We start from the raw sequence: 15,552 nt of genomic DNA, 5'->3' as shown, positions 1-15,552 counted from the left end.
GGCTATTTTCCTCCGTTTGCTGAAGTTTGTTGATAACGGCTGTTGATATAACGTTCGTAAATCGGTTGAATTTTAATATGCAGCCACGCACAGAACAGTGCGCAAATCAGTACGGCTAAGCCGAAATAGAAACCGAAATCTGGTGAAACCACAGCTTCGGCATAAGCCAGCCCAACTTTAGAGAAGGTGACGTAAATTAAAGTGGCGCATGACAGCAAGATACCGCTGGTGAGCAGAGAATAGCGCCACGCCTGCATATTGATTTTGGCTTTACGCACTGTTTTAACTTCTTTTTCCGCCGCAGGTTTGGCTTTTGCCCAGATGATCAGCATCGCCATTTCAACGATAAAGAGCAAACCGTACACGTGCATCCAGTGAATATGAATGTATTCTTTTAACGCAAATACCAGCAGATAGTAGGTGATTAAGTGGAAAATGATGATGAACTTAGCCGCCGCTTCGGAAACTCTCAAGTGTTTGCCGAACAGTCCGATGAGTACCAAACTGACGATCGGAATAGCGATAAAACCGGAGAATTGTTGTAGGAAGATAAACAATCCTTGTGGCGCATAGACTAAGTTCGGGGCAATCATGATGGTTAAAACCGAACAGAAAATACCGAACTTTTTCGATACATTAATCACTTTAGTATCATCAGCTTGTTGGTTAATCAACGGCTTATAAATATCTACGGCAAACAGGGTAGAGGCTGAATTAATCAGCGAGTTATAGGTGGAGAATACGGCACCCAATAACACAGCTACAAATAAACCTAACAACGGAGCCGGCAGAATTTTGGCAACCAGTGTTGGATAAGCCAAATCACGCGGCTCTAGTCCGGCGCCGTATAAATGAAAAGCCAGTAAGCCCGGAAACATCGCAATAAAGGGGACTAACATTTTAAAGAAGCCGGCCATTAATAGCCCTTTTTGACCGGCTTTCAGACTTTCTGCGCCTAAGGCTCTTTGGATAACGAATTGATTGGTGCCCCAATAGAAAGTTGCAGTCACCATTAAACCGGTGAATACTGCTGCAATGGGAATGGCGTCTAGCTTGCTGCCAACTCCGATTGCATCCAATTTTTCCGGATTGGTGATTGTAATATAGTGCAAGGCATCAAGCATATTGCCTTGAATTTTATCACCGAGCGCCATTAGTCCTAAGATCGGAATCAGGCAACCGATAATCAATAAGCCGACGCCGTTCAGGGTATCTGATACCGCAACCGCTTTTAATCCACCGGTAATGGCATAAATGGCGCCGATCACCCCGACCACAATAGTGGTAAGCCATAACGCCTGCATTTTGCTGAGTCCGAGCCACGCCTCCAGATCCAGTATTTTCATTAAAGCTAACGCACCGCCATATAATACTGTCGGTGACCAAACGAAAATATAACCGAACATAAACAGATAGACGATTAATTTGCGGGTGCCTTCACCGTAGTGTGAGCTGAGAAATTCCGGCATAGTTGAAAATGCGCCGCCTAAATACATTGGTAGGAATAAAATCGCCAATAAAATAATGCCACGAATTGCCCAAATTTCCCAAGCTAATGGCGTCATATTGCCAAAATAGGTTAAACCGCTCTGCCCGACCAGCTGTTCGGTAGATATATTCGTCAATAATAACGAACCGGCAATAAATAATGCACCGAGTTTATTTCCTGCTAAAAAATAACCGTCGGAAGTTGAAACAGTTCCTTTTGTTTTATGCCAAGAGTACCACGCAACAAACAGCATAAATGCCAAACATGTGAATAATGCAAACATAACAGCCTCCTATTCCATCTATGTGTGTTGCGCTAGTGTAGATAGTTTTTGCTGTGATACATTATGATTGTGATCATTATTGCTGTGTGATGGCTGTCACAAATTTAAGATTTGCTAGTCTGGATGTGACGGTGACAGTTTTTTTGTGACTGCCACCTTATATTGGATTCAACCTGTGGTCAAATATCCACCGCTTTCCATTCCGAATTGCCTTTCACCGGCGGTAGGTAGGCAAGGTGCCTCATGTTTTGTTGCCAAAGGTTGCTAGGAATGCGATAACGATCAGCTTTATTCGGGTCGATTTCGGTGATGATTTCCGCTTCTCGTCCGTTGGCAATCAGGGTTGCCAAATCCGGGTTCATCATCACCGCTTTGCCGAGTGCGATAAATTCTGCCCAACCGGTTTGGTAGGCGGTGAGAATTTGATCCGCCGTAAACAGGCTGCCGACACCGATCAGCGGCAATTTTCCGTTAATCCGTTGGTGAATCAATTGCATACGGGTAAGTGCGGTGTCTGCGCCACGGCGGGCTTTTTTGTAGAAATTCCACAACGAAACATGTAGATATTGCAGCGGTTTTTGCACCAGTGCATCGATTAATGCAAATGTATCCTGCATGGTTAAGCCGTTTTCGCCCGGTTCTTCCGGCGAGAAACGGTAGCCGATAATGAAATCCTGTCGCCCCGACCGCACTTTGACCGAATTCACCGCATCGACCACCGCCAACGGGAAGCGTAAACGGTTTTCCAACGAGCCGCCCCATTGGTCTTGGCGCTGGTTGGTGGCTGCGGAGAAAAATTGTTGCAGCAAATAGTTATTTGCGCCGTGGATTTCCACGCCGTCAAAACCGGCTTGAATGGCTAAATCAGTGGCATTGGCAAACGCTTGAATCAGGGTTTGAATTTCCTCTTCCGTCAAGGCGCGGGCATGGCGTTGTGGATTTGCCGATGGTGCAACTACTTCAGCAGTGCCAATCAATTCTTTCACCGCCAGCTGCCCACCATGATGAATTTGCAAAATGGCTTTGGCTCCCTGTGCCTGAATGGTGTGTGCCACGGTTTTCAGACTGGGAAGAACGCCGCTGCCGATGGCGTAAGGCTGACCGGGAAAGGCTTTGCCTTCGGCAGAAATCAGTGTGGCAGCGGTGATAAACAGCCCAAAATCTTGGGCGCGACCTTGTAAAAAAGCAAGTTCTTCCTCGCTGGTGCTACCATCAGGATTGGAAGCATAGTGGGTCATCGGTGCCACCACGAAACGGTTTTTGATCTCCACCCCGTTATTTAGGATGTAGGGTTGGAACAGGGGGGTATATTGCAAATTCATTTTTAGCCTCTTCATTAGGGTCTGTTGATCTTTGTTTATATTTTGAGCTATAGACTATTTTTCGCCACTCTTTTTGCAAATAAATAAGGCAAAAGTTGTGAAGTTTAGTGATTCTAAACGAACGGCTTTTAACTCCGCTGTAGTACGAAAAGTAATGGCGAAAAAAAGTCATAGTCCTGCGGATTGTGTTTAAAATGAGCACACTCGTCGTTGTAATCCTCATCAATAGTCCCACTATTGATTTCGGCTTACGCCTAGATTGTGCTCATTTTAAACGACAACTCAAAATATAAACAAAGATCAACAGACCCTAAACAGAAACACTTCACTTTTCGACTAGATTGGGGCATATTCACTCATTTCAACAAATCTTAAACCCAGAGAGGACAAAATGTCTTTTGTCGAGCGGATTTTCCATGCCGCCCTGTTTGAAGTTTTGGCGGTGATATTTTCAGTTCTCGGCTTGACGTTGCTGACGGATCATTCGGTGAGTGCGCTGTCGGGGACGGTTATTGTGATTTCGCTGATGGCGATGGTGTGGAATTTTGTGTTTAACTGGGGATTTGACCGGGTTTTTCGTGGCGAAAGGGTATTACGCGGCTTCAAAGTGCGGTGCCTGCACGCACTGTTATTTGAAGGCGGTTTATTGCTGTTCACCATCCCAGTGGTAGCATATTTGCTGAATATCAGCTTTTACCAAGCGTTTATCATGGATCTGGGCATCACTGTCTTTATTTTGCTTTATACGGTGTTGTATAACTGGGTTTATGACCATGTGCGGGTGTGGATTAGAACATAGGGTTAGCAAAATATAACGAAGATTCGGGAAACTGACAGTTTCCCGATTTTTATGGTCAATAGCCACTTATTCTTTCGGTAACAAAAATACGCCTCTGGAAGAAAAATGCACGTAGGCGCTGTGTTGTCCGGCATCGAAGTCTTCCGGATTAAGGTTGATCAGCAGGGATTGTCCGTGCCAATCGGCAACGATTTCCCAGTGGTTGCCCATGTAAACCGCACTTTTGATATCGCAGCGCTGGCTCTCTTCACCGTTGCTGAGCAGTGAAATGGCTTCAGGGCGGATGCCGACCAAGCATTCGCCGTCTGCCAAATTAAATTGTGCTCGGTTGGCCAGTTCAAAGCGATACTGGTTAACTGTCACGTCCTGTCCTTGCAATATACCCGGTAGAATATTGGATTCACCCATAAAATTGGCTAAAAACAGTGAATTAGGGTGCAGATACAGCGCTTTGGCTGCGGCTTTTTGCATAATTTTGCCCTTGTTCATCACAATCACTTCATCGGAAACCGCAAAGGCTTCTGTTTGATCGTGGGTAACATACAGCGATGTAATACCTAAACGCTGTTGCAATTCACGGATTTTTTCTCGCATTGAACGGCGTAGGTTAGCATCAAGGTTACTCAATGGTTCATCAAATAATAGCACTTTCGGCTTGAGCACCAAAGCTCGAGCCAAAGCCACACGTTGCTGTTGTCCGCCGGAGATTTGATCCACAAAGCGGTTTTCAAAACCGGCAAGATCAACTAATTCCAAGGCTTCTTTCACCCGTTGTAAACGCTCTTCTTTGCTCACGCCTTGCATTTTCAGCCCGTAACCGACGTTATCGCCAATCGACATATGCGGAAACAACGCATACGATTGGAAAACGATACAAATATCGCGGTTTTGGATCGAGGATTTAGTGACATCTTCGCCGTCAATAAAAATTTGTCCTGAAGTTGGATTTTCTAAACCTGCTACCAAACGTAAAACGGTCGTTTTGCCGCAGCCAGAAGGCCCGAGCAATGTCACCATAGTGCCACGTTTAATAACCAAATCAAGATTGTCGATCACTACGGATTGACCAAAGGATTTGGTGATATTTTTTAATACTAAGAAATCATTGTTTTGAGTCATAATTTATCCTAATTCTTGATGGGCATATGCACGCCCCTACTACTTAATTCATTTTTTTCGCTTTGGAACGTGAAATACGGGTATCGCCGACTAACCAGTCAAAGAATAAAATAATTGCCATCATCACGACGATTAAAATAGAACCATAAGCAATGGCTATACCATATTCACCATCTTCCACTCGGTTAAGAATGTAAGATGTTGCTACACGTGTATCTGCAGTGACTAAAAATACTATGGCACTCACCGTTGTCATTGCACGCACAAAGCTAGTAACAAGTGCAGAAATCAACGCTGGTTTCAACAGCGGCAGCACCACAAAAATAATGGTTTTAAATGTGCTTCCTTTTAATGAAAGGGAGGCTTCATCAAGAGATTTGTCTAACTGCCCTAATCCTGCGATTGCCGCACGCATACCTACCGGCATATTACGCATCACCATCGATAGAATAATAATCAACCCTGTGCCGGTAATATAAATCGGTGCATCATTAAAGGCTAAAATATAAGACACACCGGCAACGGTTCCCGGTACGGCAAAACACAGTAAGGTTAAAAATTCTAGTGTTTTCTTACCTTTAAAATCACGTCGTACCGTAATATAAGCGATAAGCAAACCAAAAAATGCAGTGATCGGTGCTGCGGCAGCTGAGAACAATACGGTTTGAATCAGTGATGGCCAAGCACCATCATCTAAACCTTGTCCAAATAACATTATATAGTTTTTCAAGGTGAGCGTATAATCCACTCCCCAGTTTACAGTGAAGCTACCATAAAAAATACTGCCATATAACACCACATTGAATAAGACCCAAAAGCCTAACATAAAAGTAATGAAGTATCTCATTGTGCTTGGTAATTCTTGCACATCACCACGGTAGGATTTACCGGATACTGTGACATAAGAGCGATTACCGATCCACAGATATTGGATCACAAAAATGGACAATGAAAAGATCAACAATAATGTTCCTAACGTACTTGCGGAAGCATAATCCAGTTGAGAACCCGCAATATAAAAATAGATTTGAGATGAAATTACATCAAAACTACCGCCAAGCACCAACGGCGTACTGAAATCTGCTAAAGATTGAATAGCCACCACTAAGAAGGAATTTGCTAATGCCGGTTTCAATAACGGAAAAATAATACCGAAGAAGGTTTGATAACGATTAGCTCTTAATGTGTAAGAAGCTTCTTCAATAGATGGGTGAATTGATTTTAATGCACCTTCCAAAATCATAAATGACATAGGAGTTAATGCCAAAGTATGAGCAATCACGATGCCAGTAAATCCATATAGCCAGTTACTGCTAAAACCGAGATATTCTACTAAAAATTCTGTCACATAACCGGAACGCCCAAGCATTAACGTAACACCAAGCCCAACAACAAATGGTGGTGTTACAATGGGCAAAATAGAAAATATTTTTCCGATAAATGCACTGCGTTTTGCGATGCGAGTCGTATAAAGAGCAAATAATAAACCGAATAAGGTAGCAAGTACACCAATAGTCGCTGCCACACTCAACGAGTTTGTAATAATACGTAGCACATAAGGCTGCTGAATAATTTTCAATGCTTGTGTTGGCACAAACTCCGATCCGTTATAAAACATTGAAATAAAAATAGCAACGGTCGGATAGACAATAAAGAAAAAAATCAGTAAGACAATACTAATCAAGGATGCAATCACGAATTTATCGCTTTGCATTATTTTCATTTTAGCGAGAGCATTGGTCGCCAAAGCGGTTAATGCAAGCACTAAAACAAAAATCGAATAGCCTAAGCTAATTTTTGCAATGGTCGCTGAAATAAAGACAAATAGAAAAATTCCTACTATCACAGAAAATTCAAAAACACCTTGCCGATATTCATTTTGTTTAGCAATAATTTTAGAAATAAGTGGAATAAATAATAATCCGCCAAACCAAGCCCAGCTTAGATTTGGGGCTGACCACCCCATAGCATCAAATATTTCATCCGAAGTTGACTCCATAATTCCATAATCTAATGCTATGCTAGGTAGCAATATAAAACCTAACATTGCAAACGCAACCCAAAACATATTCGAATTGAATATTTGTTGCTTTTTCATAAAACCTCCAAGATAAAACGACACTATTTAGCCAATTTTATTTCTGTTACCCATTTATTAATTAAAGTACGACGAACATCATTTGAACCAAATTTACTAAAATCATAATTAATAAGGTTTAACTCATCTGGTTTTAATGAAAATGGAGCTCCAACTGCGGTTACATTGGTTAAAATATGGTGAGATTGTGCTTCTTTCCATGATAATTCTTGAGCATCTTTTGATAACGCCCAATCCACAAAAAACTGTGCATTCTTTTCATTACGAGCATTTTTTACAATACTTACTCCCCCTAATTCATAGCCGCTTCCTTCACAAGGCACAATGAGTTCTATAGGTGCTCCATTTTCTTTTTCAAAAGAATAATTCTGTAAGAAGCCAATACCAATAGTTGTTTCCCCTCTAGCAAGGTTACGAGAAGGTGCAGTACCGGCCTTAGGATATTGTGAAATATTATGATCTAATTCTTTAAGATATTTAAAGGCCTCATCTTCACCCCATAATTGAATAAAAGTGGCGATCGCGGTATAAGCAGTGCCTGAACTTTGTGGGTCAGCTAACTGAATTTCATTTTTAAGTCTTGAATCTAATAAATCTTTCCAGCATTTGGGTACTTCATTAATACCTAATTTTTTTAGCCGTTCGGTATTTACACCGAAACCTAAAACACCCATATAAACCACGGAGCTATAATTACCTTTCATTTTGCCGGGATCTTTAAATTGCGGTATTACATATTCTAAATTAGCGGATTGATAAGGTTGAAGTAGCCCCATTTCAGCAGCTTGAGCGTGCGTATCAAAAGGACCACCATACCATACATCTGCTTGTGGATTATTTTTTTCTGCTTCTAATTTAGCTAAGGTACTACCCGAACTATTACGGATAAATGAAGTTTTGACATCATATTTTTTAGAAAATGCCTGAACTTCTTTTTCACAAACAATATTTTGAGCACTACAATATACGACTAAACGACCTTCTGCTATAGCAACTGATGACAAGCCATTTAATAGTATGATGCTTAATACTGCACTTAACTTGAAATTTTTCATTATTTTTTCCTTAGGCTTTTGTACAAGAAGAGTGAGTAATATTTTTGTAATTACCCACTCTTTTAATTAATGATTCAATCATTGGGCTAGCTTGACACGATTAATCCATTTATCTATTAATCGTTTACGCTCGTCTGCTGCACCATATTTATTAAAATCATAATTAATTAAATTAATTGATTTGAAATCAAGCGCATAAGGTGATTGTTGTGCTTCTAAATTAGTTAGAATTTGGTGAGTATCTCCTTTTTGCCAAGATAATTCTTGAGCCTCTTTGGACAGCGCCCAATCCACAAACAATTTAGCATTTTCAAGGTTTCTAGCACCTTTTATAATACTGACACCACCAATTTCATAACCGGTTCCTTCACAGGGTACAATGAGCTCAACCGGTGCTCCTTTTTCCTTTTCAATAGAATGTTCATGTAAGAAACCTATGCCAATCGAAGCTTCACCACGGGCAGTATTACGAGTTGCGGTATTGCCGGATTTAGTATATTGCGAAACATTTTTATGTAATTCAGTTAAATAATTAAATGCTTCCTTCTCTCCCCATAGTTGTACAAATGTCGCTAATGCTGTATAAGCAGTGCCTGAACTTTGTGGATCTGCTGATTGAATTTCCATTTTTAAACGAGAATCAGTTAAATCTTTCCAGCATTTAGGTACTGGAATATTCAATTTTGCTAATCGTTCTGTGTTAACACCAAATCCTAAAATACCAAGATAAATTGCCGAAGTGTAATTACCTTTCACTTTGGCAGGATCTTTTAACTCATCAGGAATATATTGCAAATTTGGAGATTGATATGCGGTTAATAGTCCCATTTCTCCCGCTTGAGAATGAGGATCTAATGTCCCGCCATACCAAACATCACCTTGAGGATTTGCTTTTTCAGCCCCGATACGAGCAAAAATACTTCCCGTACCACCACGAATAAAGCTGGTTTTTACATTATATTTTTTTTCAAAAGCTGCAACTTCTTGCTCACACATGGTATTTTGGGCACTACAATAAACAACTAAACGCCCTTCAGCCTCAGCCTGCTGAGAAAGGAATAACCCACCAAAAACTGCGGTGACAGTAAGAAATATTTTTGAAAGCTTCATAAAACATATCCTCATCTATAATTACTTTACTGTGCTAGCTTCACTTCATCGACCCATTTGCTAATCAAACGTTTACGTTCGTCGGAAGCACCGAATTTTTCAAAATCATAATTGACTAAATTAAGTTGAGTCGGATCAAATGCGACCGGAGATTGCTCTGCGGTTTTATTGGTCAGAATTTGTAAGGACTCGCCTTTTTGCCAGGCAAGTTCTTGACCTTCTTTGGATAATACCCAATCCACAAATAATTTAGCATTATCGAGGTTGCGAGCACCTTTTAGAATACTTACACCACCTAATTCATAGCCTGTTCCTTCACAAGGAACGATCATTTCTATCGGTGCTCCATTTTGTTTTTCCAGAGCGTAGTCATGTAAGAAGCCGATACCCACTGTTGCTTCGCCACGAGCAGTGTTGCGTGATGGGGTAATGCCGGATTTAGTATATTGTGAAATATTTGGATGTAATTGTTTGAAGTAATTAAATGCCTCATCTTCGCCCCAAAGTTGAGCAAAGGTCGCAATAGCGGTATAAGCGGTGCCGGAACTTTGTGGATCAGCAATTTGGATTTCACCTTTCAAACGTGGATCGGTGAGGTCTTTCCAGCATTTCGGAACTTCGTTAATTCCTAATTTTTTCAAGCGTTCTGTATTAACGCCAAAACCAAGAATTCCCATATAAACAGCGGAACTGTAGTTGCCCTTTACTTTTGCCGGATCTTGGAAACGTTCTACGATTTGCTCGACATTTGGCGAACGGTAGGCTTGTAATAGCCCCAATTCACCGGCTTGGGATTGCGGATCAAGCGTACCGCCATACCATACGTCGGCTTGTGGATTATTTTTTTCCGCCTCAATTTTGGCAAAAGTACTACCTGAACCATTACGAATAAAAGATGTTTTCACATCATATTTTTCACCAAAAGCTTTTGTTTCTGCTTCACATAAGGCATTTGTGCCGCTGCAATAAATCACCAAACGCCCGGCGGCATTTGCCACGCCACTTAGCAGGGTGGCACCAAGTAGTGCAGTGGATACGGTAACGGCCAGTTTATTGAATTTCATCATTATTTCCTTATTTAAACATTAATAGAATATTATTTTTTACTATAAACAACATTTGACGTATCTAATAATTCTATACAAATCAAAAAGAAAATTGTGTGATCGAATTCGCAAATACGCAATATATCTTCATTTCGAGTCAAAATAAATCGGAGTATTTTATTGGTATTACGTTAATTATTTGAAAAACTTAGTAGATATGGAAAGTCACGATAGGGTAGTTATCTTTTTTCGCTTCTTTTTATTGGCATTGGGGTGTTTTTAAATAAGAAAAATCCGGTAAACCAAACGGTTTACCGGATCAAACAGTCATCAAATAGTGATTAACGTGCGGAACCGAGTGGTATTTCTGCGTCCGGTTCGTGCGTAATGCGATTGCGTAGGTCACGACGGATCACTTCAATGGTCCAGAACCAGCAGATATGCCCGACCAGCTCGGAAACATGTTCATACAACGGCCATTCTGATACCGGTGGGGTCAAGCCCAATAATGGGAAAGTAATATAGTGCACGGCAATATTGGCGATTAAACCGGCGGCGATCCCCTGCCACAGTTTCACTCTTGGAAAACGTTCAGCAACGATGCAATAGCTGATGGCGAATACCAATGAAAAAATCATGTGGGTGACGCCAATCCAATTGAACGCGTGATCGGCAAAGGTGAACGCAGCTTGTGTCGGGTCGATGCCTAAGTAGTCACGCAGGAAAACATGCGGCGGATTCAGAAATGCACGCGAGCAAACTTCCAGTGCCTGCGACGGATCTTGGCAAGCGGCAGTGAACAGATCCAACGGGCTGCGCGGCGGAAACGGATGCTCAGCCCCCCATTTTACAAACGCTGAAATAATGCCGCCGATGATACCGACAAACAGAGCTACGCCATAACGGCGACGGCTCGGATCGGTTTGTTGAAATAACCATTGAAACATAATATAAAACTCCAAATAAGTTTATAACAAATAAAAACCCAAGCAGATTTACTGCTCAGGTTTGAGATTATACTTATTTGTGATTATAAATTAAACATCAATTTGAGTAATTTTTGTGTTAAATGTCGATCCCGTCGAAAAGGGCGGTACTGAGATAGCGTTCTGAGGCGGAAGGCAGAATCACCACAACCAGCTTATCGGCAAATTCAGGCTGTTTAGCAATTTTGTCGGCAGCAGCCAATGCCGCACCGGATGAAATGCCGCCCAAAATGCCCTCTTCTGCCATCAAACGGCGTGCAGTGGCAATTGCCGTTTCGCTATCAACGGTTTCGACACGATCAACCAGTGACAAATCCAGATTTTTCGGGATAAAACCGGCGCCGATGCCTTGAATTTTATGCGGACCCGGTTTCACCTCTTCACCGTTGCGCGTTTGGCTGATCACCGGCGATTCTGCCGGTTCAACCGCAATTGAGGTAATCGCTTTGCCAAAATCTTGTTTAATGGCACGGCTGATGCCGGTTATGGTGCCGCCGGTGCCTACGCCAGCCACGAGCACATCGATTTTGCCGTCGGTGTCGTGCCAGATTTCCGGTCCGGTGGTTTGTTGGTGAATCGCCGGATTTGCCGGATTTTCAAACTGTTTCAAAATGATATAACGTTTTGGGTCAGATGCGGCAATCTCTTCGGCTTTGGCAATCGCACCCTTCATGCCCTTTGCGCCTTCGGTCAATACCAAATTGACACCCAAGCCTTTCAGCAGGCGTTTACGTTCCAAGCTCATGGTTTCCGGCATTGTCAGCGTGATTTTGTAGCCGCGCGCTGCTGCCACATACGCCAGCGCAATACCGGTGTTGCCGCTGGTGGCATCAACAATCTCTTTGCCTTCGGTCAAAATGCCGTCTTTTTCTGCTTGCCACACCATATTGGCGCCGATGCGACATTTTACGCTAAAGCTTGGATTGCGTGCTTCGATTTTAGCCAACAGGTTGCCGTTGTTGCCGAAATGTTTTAAACGCACTAACGGGGTATTACCGATGGTTTGTGAGTTATCTGCAAAAATTGTCATTTTAACCTCTTATGATGGAGTTAACGGTAAAAAGCGATGGTTAGAGCATAGTCGTTTTTCTCATAAAAAAGTAATGGTTTGTAGTTATACGTTATAACCTTCAGTTATGATACTTATACAGCTTTGAAATTATGCGTTTATTGAGGGTTGCTGACCGCACTTGAGGTCGCTGTTGTAACATCGGTTCCTGTTGTGTTTTTCTCGGCAGAGGCTTCACTTTGCCATGGACGGTAGTGATCAACCCAAAGTGCGGTTGCACCACAAACGGCAACGGGGATAATGATAAAATTTAAAAACGGAATAAAGGTGCAAATTGAAACCAAACCGCCGAAAGTTAAATTCAGGCTGCGCTTTTCTGCCAGTTGGTAGCGCATTCGCATAAACGAAATTTTATGATTATCAAATGGATAATCACAATATTGAATCGCCGCCATCCAAGCACCGTAAAGAAAAAACAGTGGCGGAATAATGGTTTGCCCGACACCCGGCACAAAGCTCAGTACAAATAATCCGATAAACTTCGGAAATGAATAGGCAAATTTTTGCCATTCACGGCGCAACATTCGTGGCGTATCTTTGACTAAATCCAGCGCTCCCAGACCTTGATCGTTGGTTTGTCCGGTCAGTAATTTTTCTACTTTTTCTGCCAGAATACCGTTGAACGGCGCGGCGATAAAACCGGCTAATAAATTGAAAATAAAGAAAAAGACGATCAAAATGGTAATAATCGCCAAGCCGTAAACCAGATAGCTGATCCAATCGAGCCATGCCGGAACGAAACTCACGAGCCACTGTGCAAAATTGCCGATTTGCCCCAACATCAGCCAAAAAATAGTGATTAGCAGCACAATATTAATCAAAATTGGCATCACGACAAAGCGGCGTAATCCCGGGCGGCTGATCAAATGCCAGCCGCGTAAAAAATAGGTCAGCCCTTGTTTGAATTCTGATTGTTCTGCTTGAAACATGGTTTATCGCTCCTGTGTGCGGTTATTGTAGGGTCTGTTGATCTTTGTTTATAATTTTAAACGATAACTCAAAATATCAACAAAGATCAACAGACCCTAGGTTAAACATAGTTTTTTACGGAAAAAATATGATAAGCTTGCAAAATCAATTTCCGTTAATGGATATTGATGGTATTCAAGCGCGTTCATTGGCATTTATCTACTCGGCAACCACTTTATTAAAGTATCGGTTAATGTATAGATTCAATTAAAGAATTAGGTTCAATTAAAGAATAGGTTCATGATGGATTTGCATATTATTTTAATCATTCTAATCGTACTGATTTTGGCTATTCTCGTTGTACATGGTTTGTGGTCGAGCAGACGTGAGAAATCACAGCTGTTTAAGGCGGCAAATACCTTTACGTATGATTCCAGAACCGCAGATTCGCTAAATTCACTAAAAGATGAGCCGGATTTGCTGCACCAACCTGCCTCAACTGACGGCAGAGGACAAATAGCCGAGTCGCAAGCCAATGATCGTACGTGGCGAGCGGACGAAACCGCACTTTCACAGGCTGAAGCGCCGATAAATTCACCACGGCAGCCGACCCAACCAGCGGTTTCGGTGGAGCAGGCGGTCAGTAATATCCGTATCACCTTGCCGGAGCAAGGGATCACAGCCAACCAGACAACACAGAGTACATTTACTCAAAGTGCGGTTGACCATCACGCTAGCAGAGCGGATTCCTTATCCCGTTCGTCATTGTTGAATCGCACGATTGCCGATCTTGAGCAGGAATTTGACAGTGAAGAGGGGATTAATACCTCTTCTGAGCTATTGCGTGAGGAGCTGGCGCGGGTGACTCAACAGCGAAAAATCAATATAAGCCAAGAAGTTAGCGACGATCTTACCCGCAACTCTATAAGCAGTCAAACCGCCGCGCCGAGCGAAGCTGCGGCAATCATTCGCGCACAACTGAATCCGGAAACTGAGAACAAATCGAGCCAGACACCGCAACCGAGCACCGACTCGATGCCATCTTCTGCTGAAAAAGTCGATGGTGCGCAACGTAATGAAAAACCGAAAACAATATTGCTATATGTGGTTGCAGCGCAAAATCAAGCGTTTCAAGGCACGCAAGTGGTACAGTCACTGGATAATCTGGGATTTTTATATGGTCAGCACAGTTTATACCACCGCCACTTGGATTTAGACGGCAGCTCCCCGATCTTGTTTAGTGCGGCGAATATGATGAAACCGGGTATTTTTGATCTGGACAGCATTGCCGATCTACGCACGGTCGGTTTGGCACTGTTTATGCACTTGCCATCGCACGGTAGTGATCTGGCCAACTTCCGCTTGTTACTGCGTGCCGCGCAAACGTTGGCGGACGAGCTGCACGGACAAGTGCTAAATGACAAACGGCAACCCTTTGATCAAGCATCAAAAGAGTACTATTTAAGTTTGATTAGTTAAGCCTGTTCTAGCCCATCGGATAACTTGAACCGCACTTTGAATCAAAGTGCGGTCTTTTTATAGGCAGACGAAGGCTGCCTATAAAAACCATACGCTATGCGTATGGAATCAAAGAGCTTAAGCGGTGAAAAGAAAAAATCCTCCGATATAATGAACAAGGCTGACAACCAAACTTCAACATATAGGAGGATATGCCAATGGCAAGTAAATCCAATGACGATTCAAGTCTATCACACACAAGATGGAACTGTAAGTATCACATAGTCTTTATCCCAAAATTCAGACGAAAAGCGATTTATGGGAAATTACGAATGGATATAGGGAGCATATTAAGGCAGCTATGTCATTACAAAAATGTGGAAATAATAGAAGCTCATGCGATGAAAGATCATATCCATATGCTATTAAAAATCCCGCCAAAGCTGGCAGTGTCAAGTTTTATGGGATATTTAAAAGGTAAATCGTCGCTCATGATTTTCGAAAGACATGCAAATCTAAAATATAGGTATGGAAATCGAAATTTTTGGGCAAAAGGTTATTATGTAAGTACAGTGGGTCTAAATACAAAAGTTATAGAGGAATATATCAGGAATCAGGAAAAAGAAGATATGATTCAAGATAATTTATCGAAGAAAGAATATGTGGACCCCTTTAAGGGGTAAGCCACAGAGTTAGTGTGCAGTTGTCAGTCTTTTCACATGCCCCTTGAGGGGCATGTGAAGTACTAGGCCCTTATAGGGCAGCCGAAAAACCGCACGTTTCACGTGCGGATTGTTATTTAGAAAAAT

At 42.2% G+C, this 15,552-nt stretch carries 13 protein-coding genes; 3 read left to right on the top strand and 10 right to left on the bottom strand.

Annotated features, from left to right (window positions below):
- Nucleotides 1-2 precede the first annotated feature (2 nt).
- Both EDC16_RS03960 and EDC16_RS03955 read right to left on the bottom strand, forming a co-directional pair.
- Nucleotides 3-1,772: a solute:sodium symporter family transporter gene (locus tag EDC16_RS03960; RefSeq protein ID WP_132965634.1), complete on the bottom strand. Its 1,770-nt coding sequence runs from the start codon at nt 1,770-1,772 to the stop codon at nt 3-5.
- A gap of 179 nt (nt 1,773-1,951) precedes the next feature.
- Nucleotides 1,952-3,094, bottom strand: a complete 1,143-nt coding sequence (locus EDC16_RS03955; protein ID WP_132965632.1) for an NADH-dependent flavin oxidoreductase — start codon at nt 3,092-3,094, stop codon at nt 1,952-1,954.
- A gap of 391 nt (nt 3,095-3,485) precedes the next feature.
- On the opposite strand from EDC16_RS03955, the gene EDC16_RS03950 reads away from it, so the two are divergent.
- Nucleotides 3,486-3,893, top strand: a complete 408-nt coding sequence (locus EDC16_RS03950; protein WP_132965630.1) for a PACE efflux transporter — start codon at nt 3,486-3,488, stop codon at nt 3,891-3,893.
- 66 nt (nt 3,894-3,959) lie between these two features.
- Here EDC16_RS03950 and fbpC read toward each other — a convergent pair whose 3' ends face one another.
- From fbpC to cysZ, 8 genes are all read right to left on the bottom strand, one after another.
- Nucleotides 3,960-5,012, bottom strand: a complete 1,053-nt coding sequence (gene fbpC, locus EDC16_RS03945) for a ferric ABC transporter ATP-binding protein (protein WP_132965628.1) — start codon at nt 5,010-5,012, stop codon at nt 3,960-3,962.
- A 43-nt stretch (nt 5,013-5,055) separates the two neighbouring features.
- Complete coding sequence (locus EDC16_RS03940) at nt 5,056-7,080, bottom strand: ABC transporter permease (protein ID WP_416069094.1); 2,025 nt, start codon at nt 7,078-7,080, stop codon at nt 5,056-5,058.
- 53 nt (nt 7,081-7,133) lie between these two features.
- A complete protein-coding gene (locus EDC16_RS03935; RefSeq protein WP_132965624.1) occupies nt 7,134-8,165 on the bottom strand; it encodes an ABC transporter substrate-binding protein in 1,032 nt (343 codons plus the stop codon).
- Between the two features lie 78 nt (nt 8,166-8,243).
- Nucleotides 8,244-9,275 carry an ABC transporter substrate-binding protein gene (locus EDC16_RS03930; protein ID WP_132965622.1) on the bottom strand — a complete coding sequence of 344 codons (1,032 nt, stop codon included), beginning with the start codon at nt 9,273-9,275 and terminating at the stop codon, nt 8,244-8,246.
- Between the two features lie 26 nt (nt 9,276-9,301).
- Complete coding sequence (locus EDC16_RS03925; protein WP_132965981.1) at nt 9,302-10,339, bottom strand: ABC transporter substrate-binding protein; 1,038 nt, start codon at nt 10,337-10,339, stop codon at nt 9,302-9,304.
- A gap of 323 nt (nt 10,340-10,662) precedes the next feature.
- Nucleotides 10,663-11,268 carry a YagU family protein gene (locus tag EDC16_RS03920; RefSeq protein ID WP_132965620.1) on the bottom strand — a complete coding sequence of 202 codons (606 nt, stop codon included), beginning with the start codon at nt 11,266-11,268 and terminating at the stop codon, nt 10,663-10,665.
- Between the two features lie 118 nt (nt 11,269-11,386).
- Nucleotides 11,387-12,337 (bottom strand): cysteine synthase A, encoded by a 951-nt coding sequence (gene cysK, locus EDC16_RS03915; protein WP_132965618.1) that lies wholly within the window; start codon nt 12,335-12,337, stop codon nt 11,387-11,389.
- Nucleotides 12,338-12,474: 137 nt separating this feature from the next.
- Entirely contained in the window at nt 12,475-13,305 is an 831-nt protein-coding gene (gene cysZ, locus EDC16_RS03910; RefSeq protein ID WP_132965616.1) for a sulfate transporter CysZ, read from the bottom strand.
- 280 nt (nt 13,306-13,585) lie between these two features.
- Between cysZ and zipA the strand changes: the two genes are divergently transcribed.
- Nucleotides 13,586-14,764, top strand: coding sequence for a cell division protein ZipA (gene zipA / locus EDC16_RS03905; RefSeq protein WP_132965613.1), 1,179 nt, complete (start codon nt 13,586-13,588; stop codon nt 14,762-14,764).
- Between the two features lie 197 nt (nt 14,765-14,961).
- A complete protein-coding gene (tnpA, locus tag EDC16_RS03900; protein WP_132965612.1) occupies nt 14,962-15,426 on the top strand; it encodes an IS200/IS605 family transposase in 465 nt (154 codons plus the stop codon).
- Nucleotides 15,427-15,552 lie beyond the last annotated feature (126 nt).

Source organism: Testudinibacter aquarius, from assembly GCF_004342725.1.
GTDB lineage: Bacteria > Pseudomonadota > Gammaproteobacteria > Enterobacterales > Pasteurellaceae > Chelonobacter > Chelonobacter aquarius.
The sequence above is the reverse complement of the archived record's forward strand: the minus strand, read 5'-3'. Positions and strand labels throughout refer to the sequence as shown.

What these genes read in the sequence shown, in the direction of transcription:
- EDC16_RS03960 (WP_132965634.1), bottom strand. Translation starts at nt 1,772, where the DNA reads ATGTTTGCATTATTCACATGTTTGGCATTTATGCTGTTTGTTGCGTGG.
- EDC16_RS03955 (WP_132965632.1), bottom strand. Translation starts at nt 3,094, where the DNA reads ATGAATTTGCAATATACCCCCCTGTTCCAACCCTACATCCTAAATAAC.
- EDC16_RS03950 (WP_132965630.1), top strand. Translation starts at nt 3,486, where the DNA reads ATGTCTTTTGTCGAGCGGATTTTCCATGCCGCCCTGTTTGAAGTTTTG.
- fbpC (WP_132965628.1), bottom strand. Translation starts at nt 5,012, where the DNA reads ATGACTCAAAACAATGATTTCTTAGTATTAAAAAATATCACCAAATCC.
- EDC16_RS03940 (WP_416069094.1), bottom strand. Translation starts at nt 7,080, where the DNA reads ATGTTTTGGGTTGCGTTTGCAATGTTAGGTTTTATATTGCTACCTAGC.
- EDC16_RS03935 (WP_132965624.1), bottom strand. Translation starts at nt 8,165, where the DNA reads ATGAAAAATTTCAAGTTAAGTGCAGTATTAAGCATCATACTATTAAAT.
- EDC16_RS03930 (WP_132965622.1), bottom strand. Translation starts at nt 9,275, where the DNA reads ATGAAGCTTTCAAAAATATTTCTTACTGTCACCGCAGTTTTTGGTGGG.
- EDC16_RS03925 (WP_132965981.1), bottom strand. Translation starts at nt 10,339, where the DNA reads ATGAAATTCAATAAACTGGCCGTTACCGTATCCACTGCACTACTTGGT.
- EDC16_RS03920 (WP_132965620.1), bottom strand. Translation starts at nt 11,268, where the DNA reads ATGTTTCAATGGTTATTTCAACAAACCGATCCGAGCCGTCGCCGTTAT.
- cysK (WP_132965618.1), bottom strand. Translation starts at nt 12,337, where the DNA reads ATGACAATTTTTGCAGATAACTCACAAACCATCGGTAATACCCCGTTA.
- cysZ (WP_132965616.1), bottom strand. Translation starts at nt 13,305, where the DNA reads ATGTTTCAAGCAGAACAATCAGAATTCAAACAAGGGCTGACCTATTTT.
- zipA (WP_132965613.1), top strand. Translation starts at nt 13,586, where the DNA reads ATGATGGATTTGCATATTATTTTAATCATTCTAATCGTACTGATTTTG.
- tnpA (WP_132965612.1), top strand. Translation starts at nt 14,962, where the DNA reads ATGGCAAGTAAATCCAATGACGATTCAAGTCTATCACACACAAGATGG.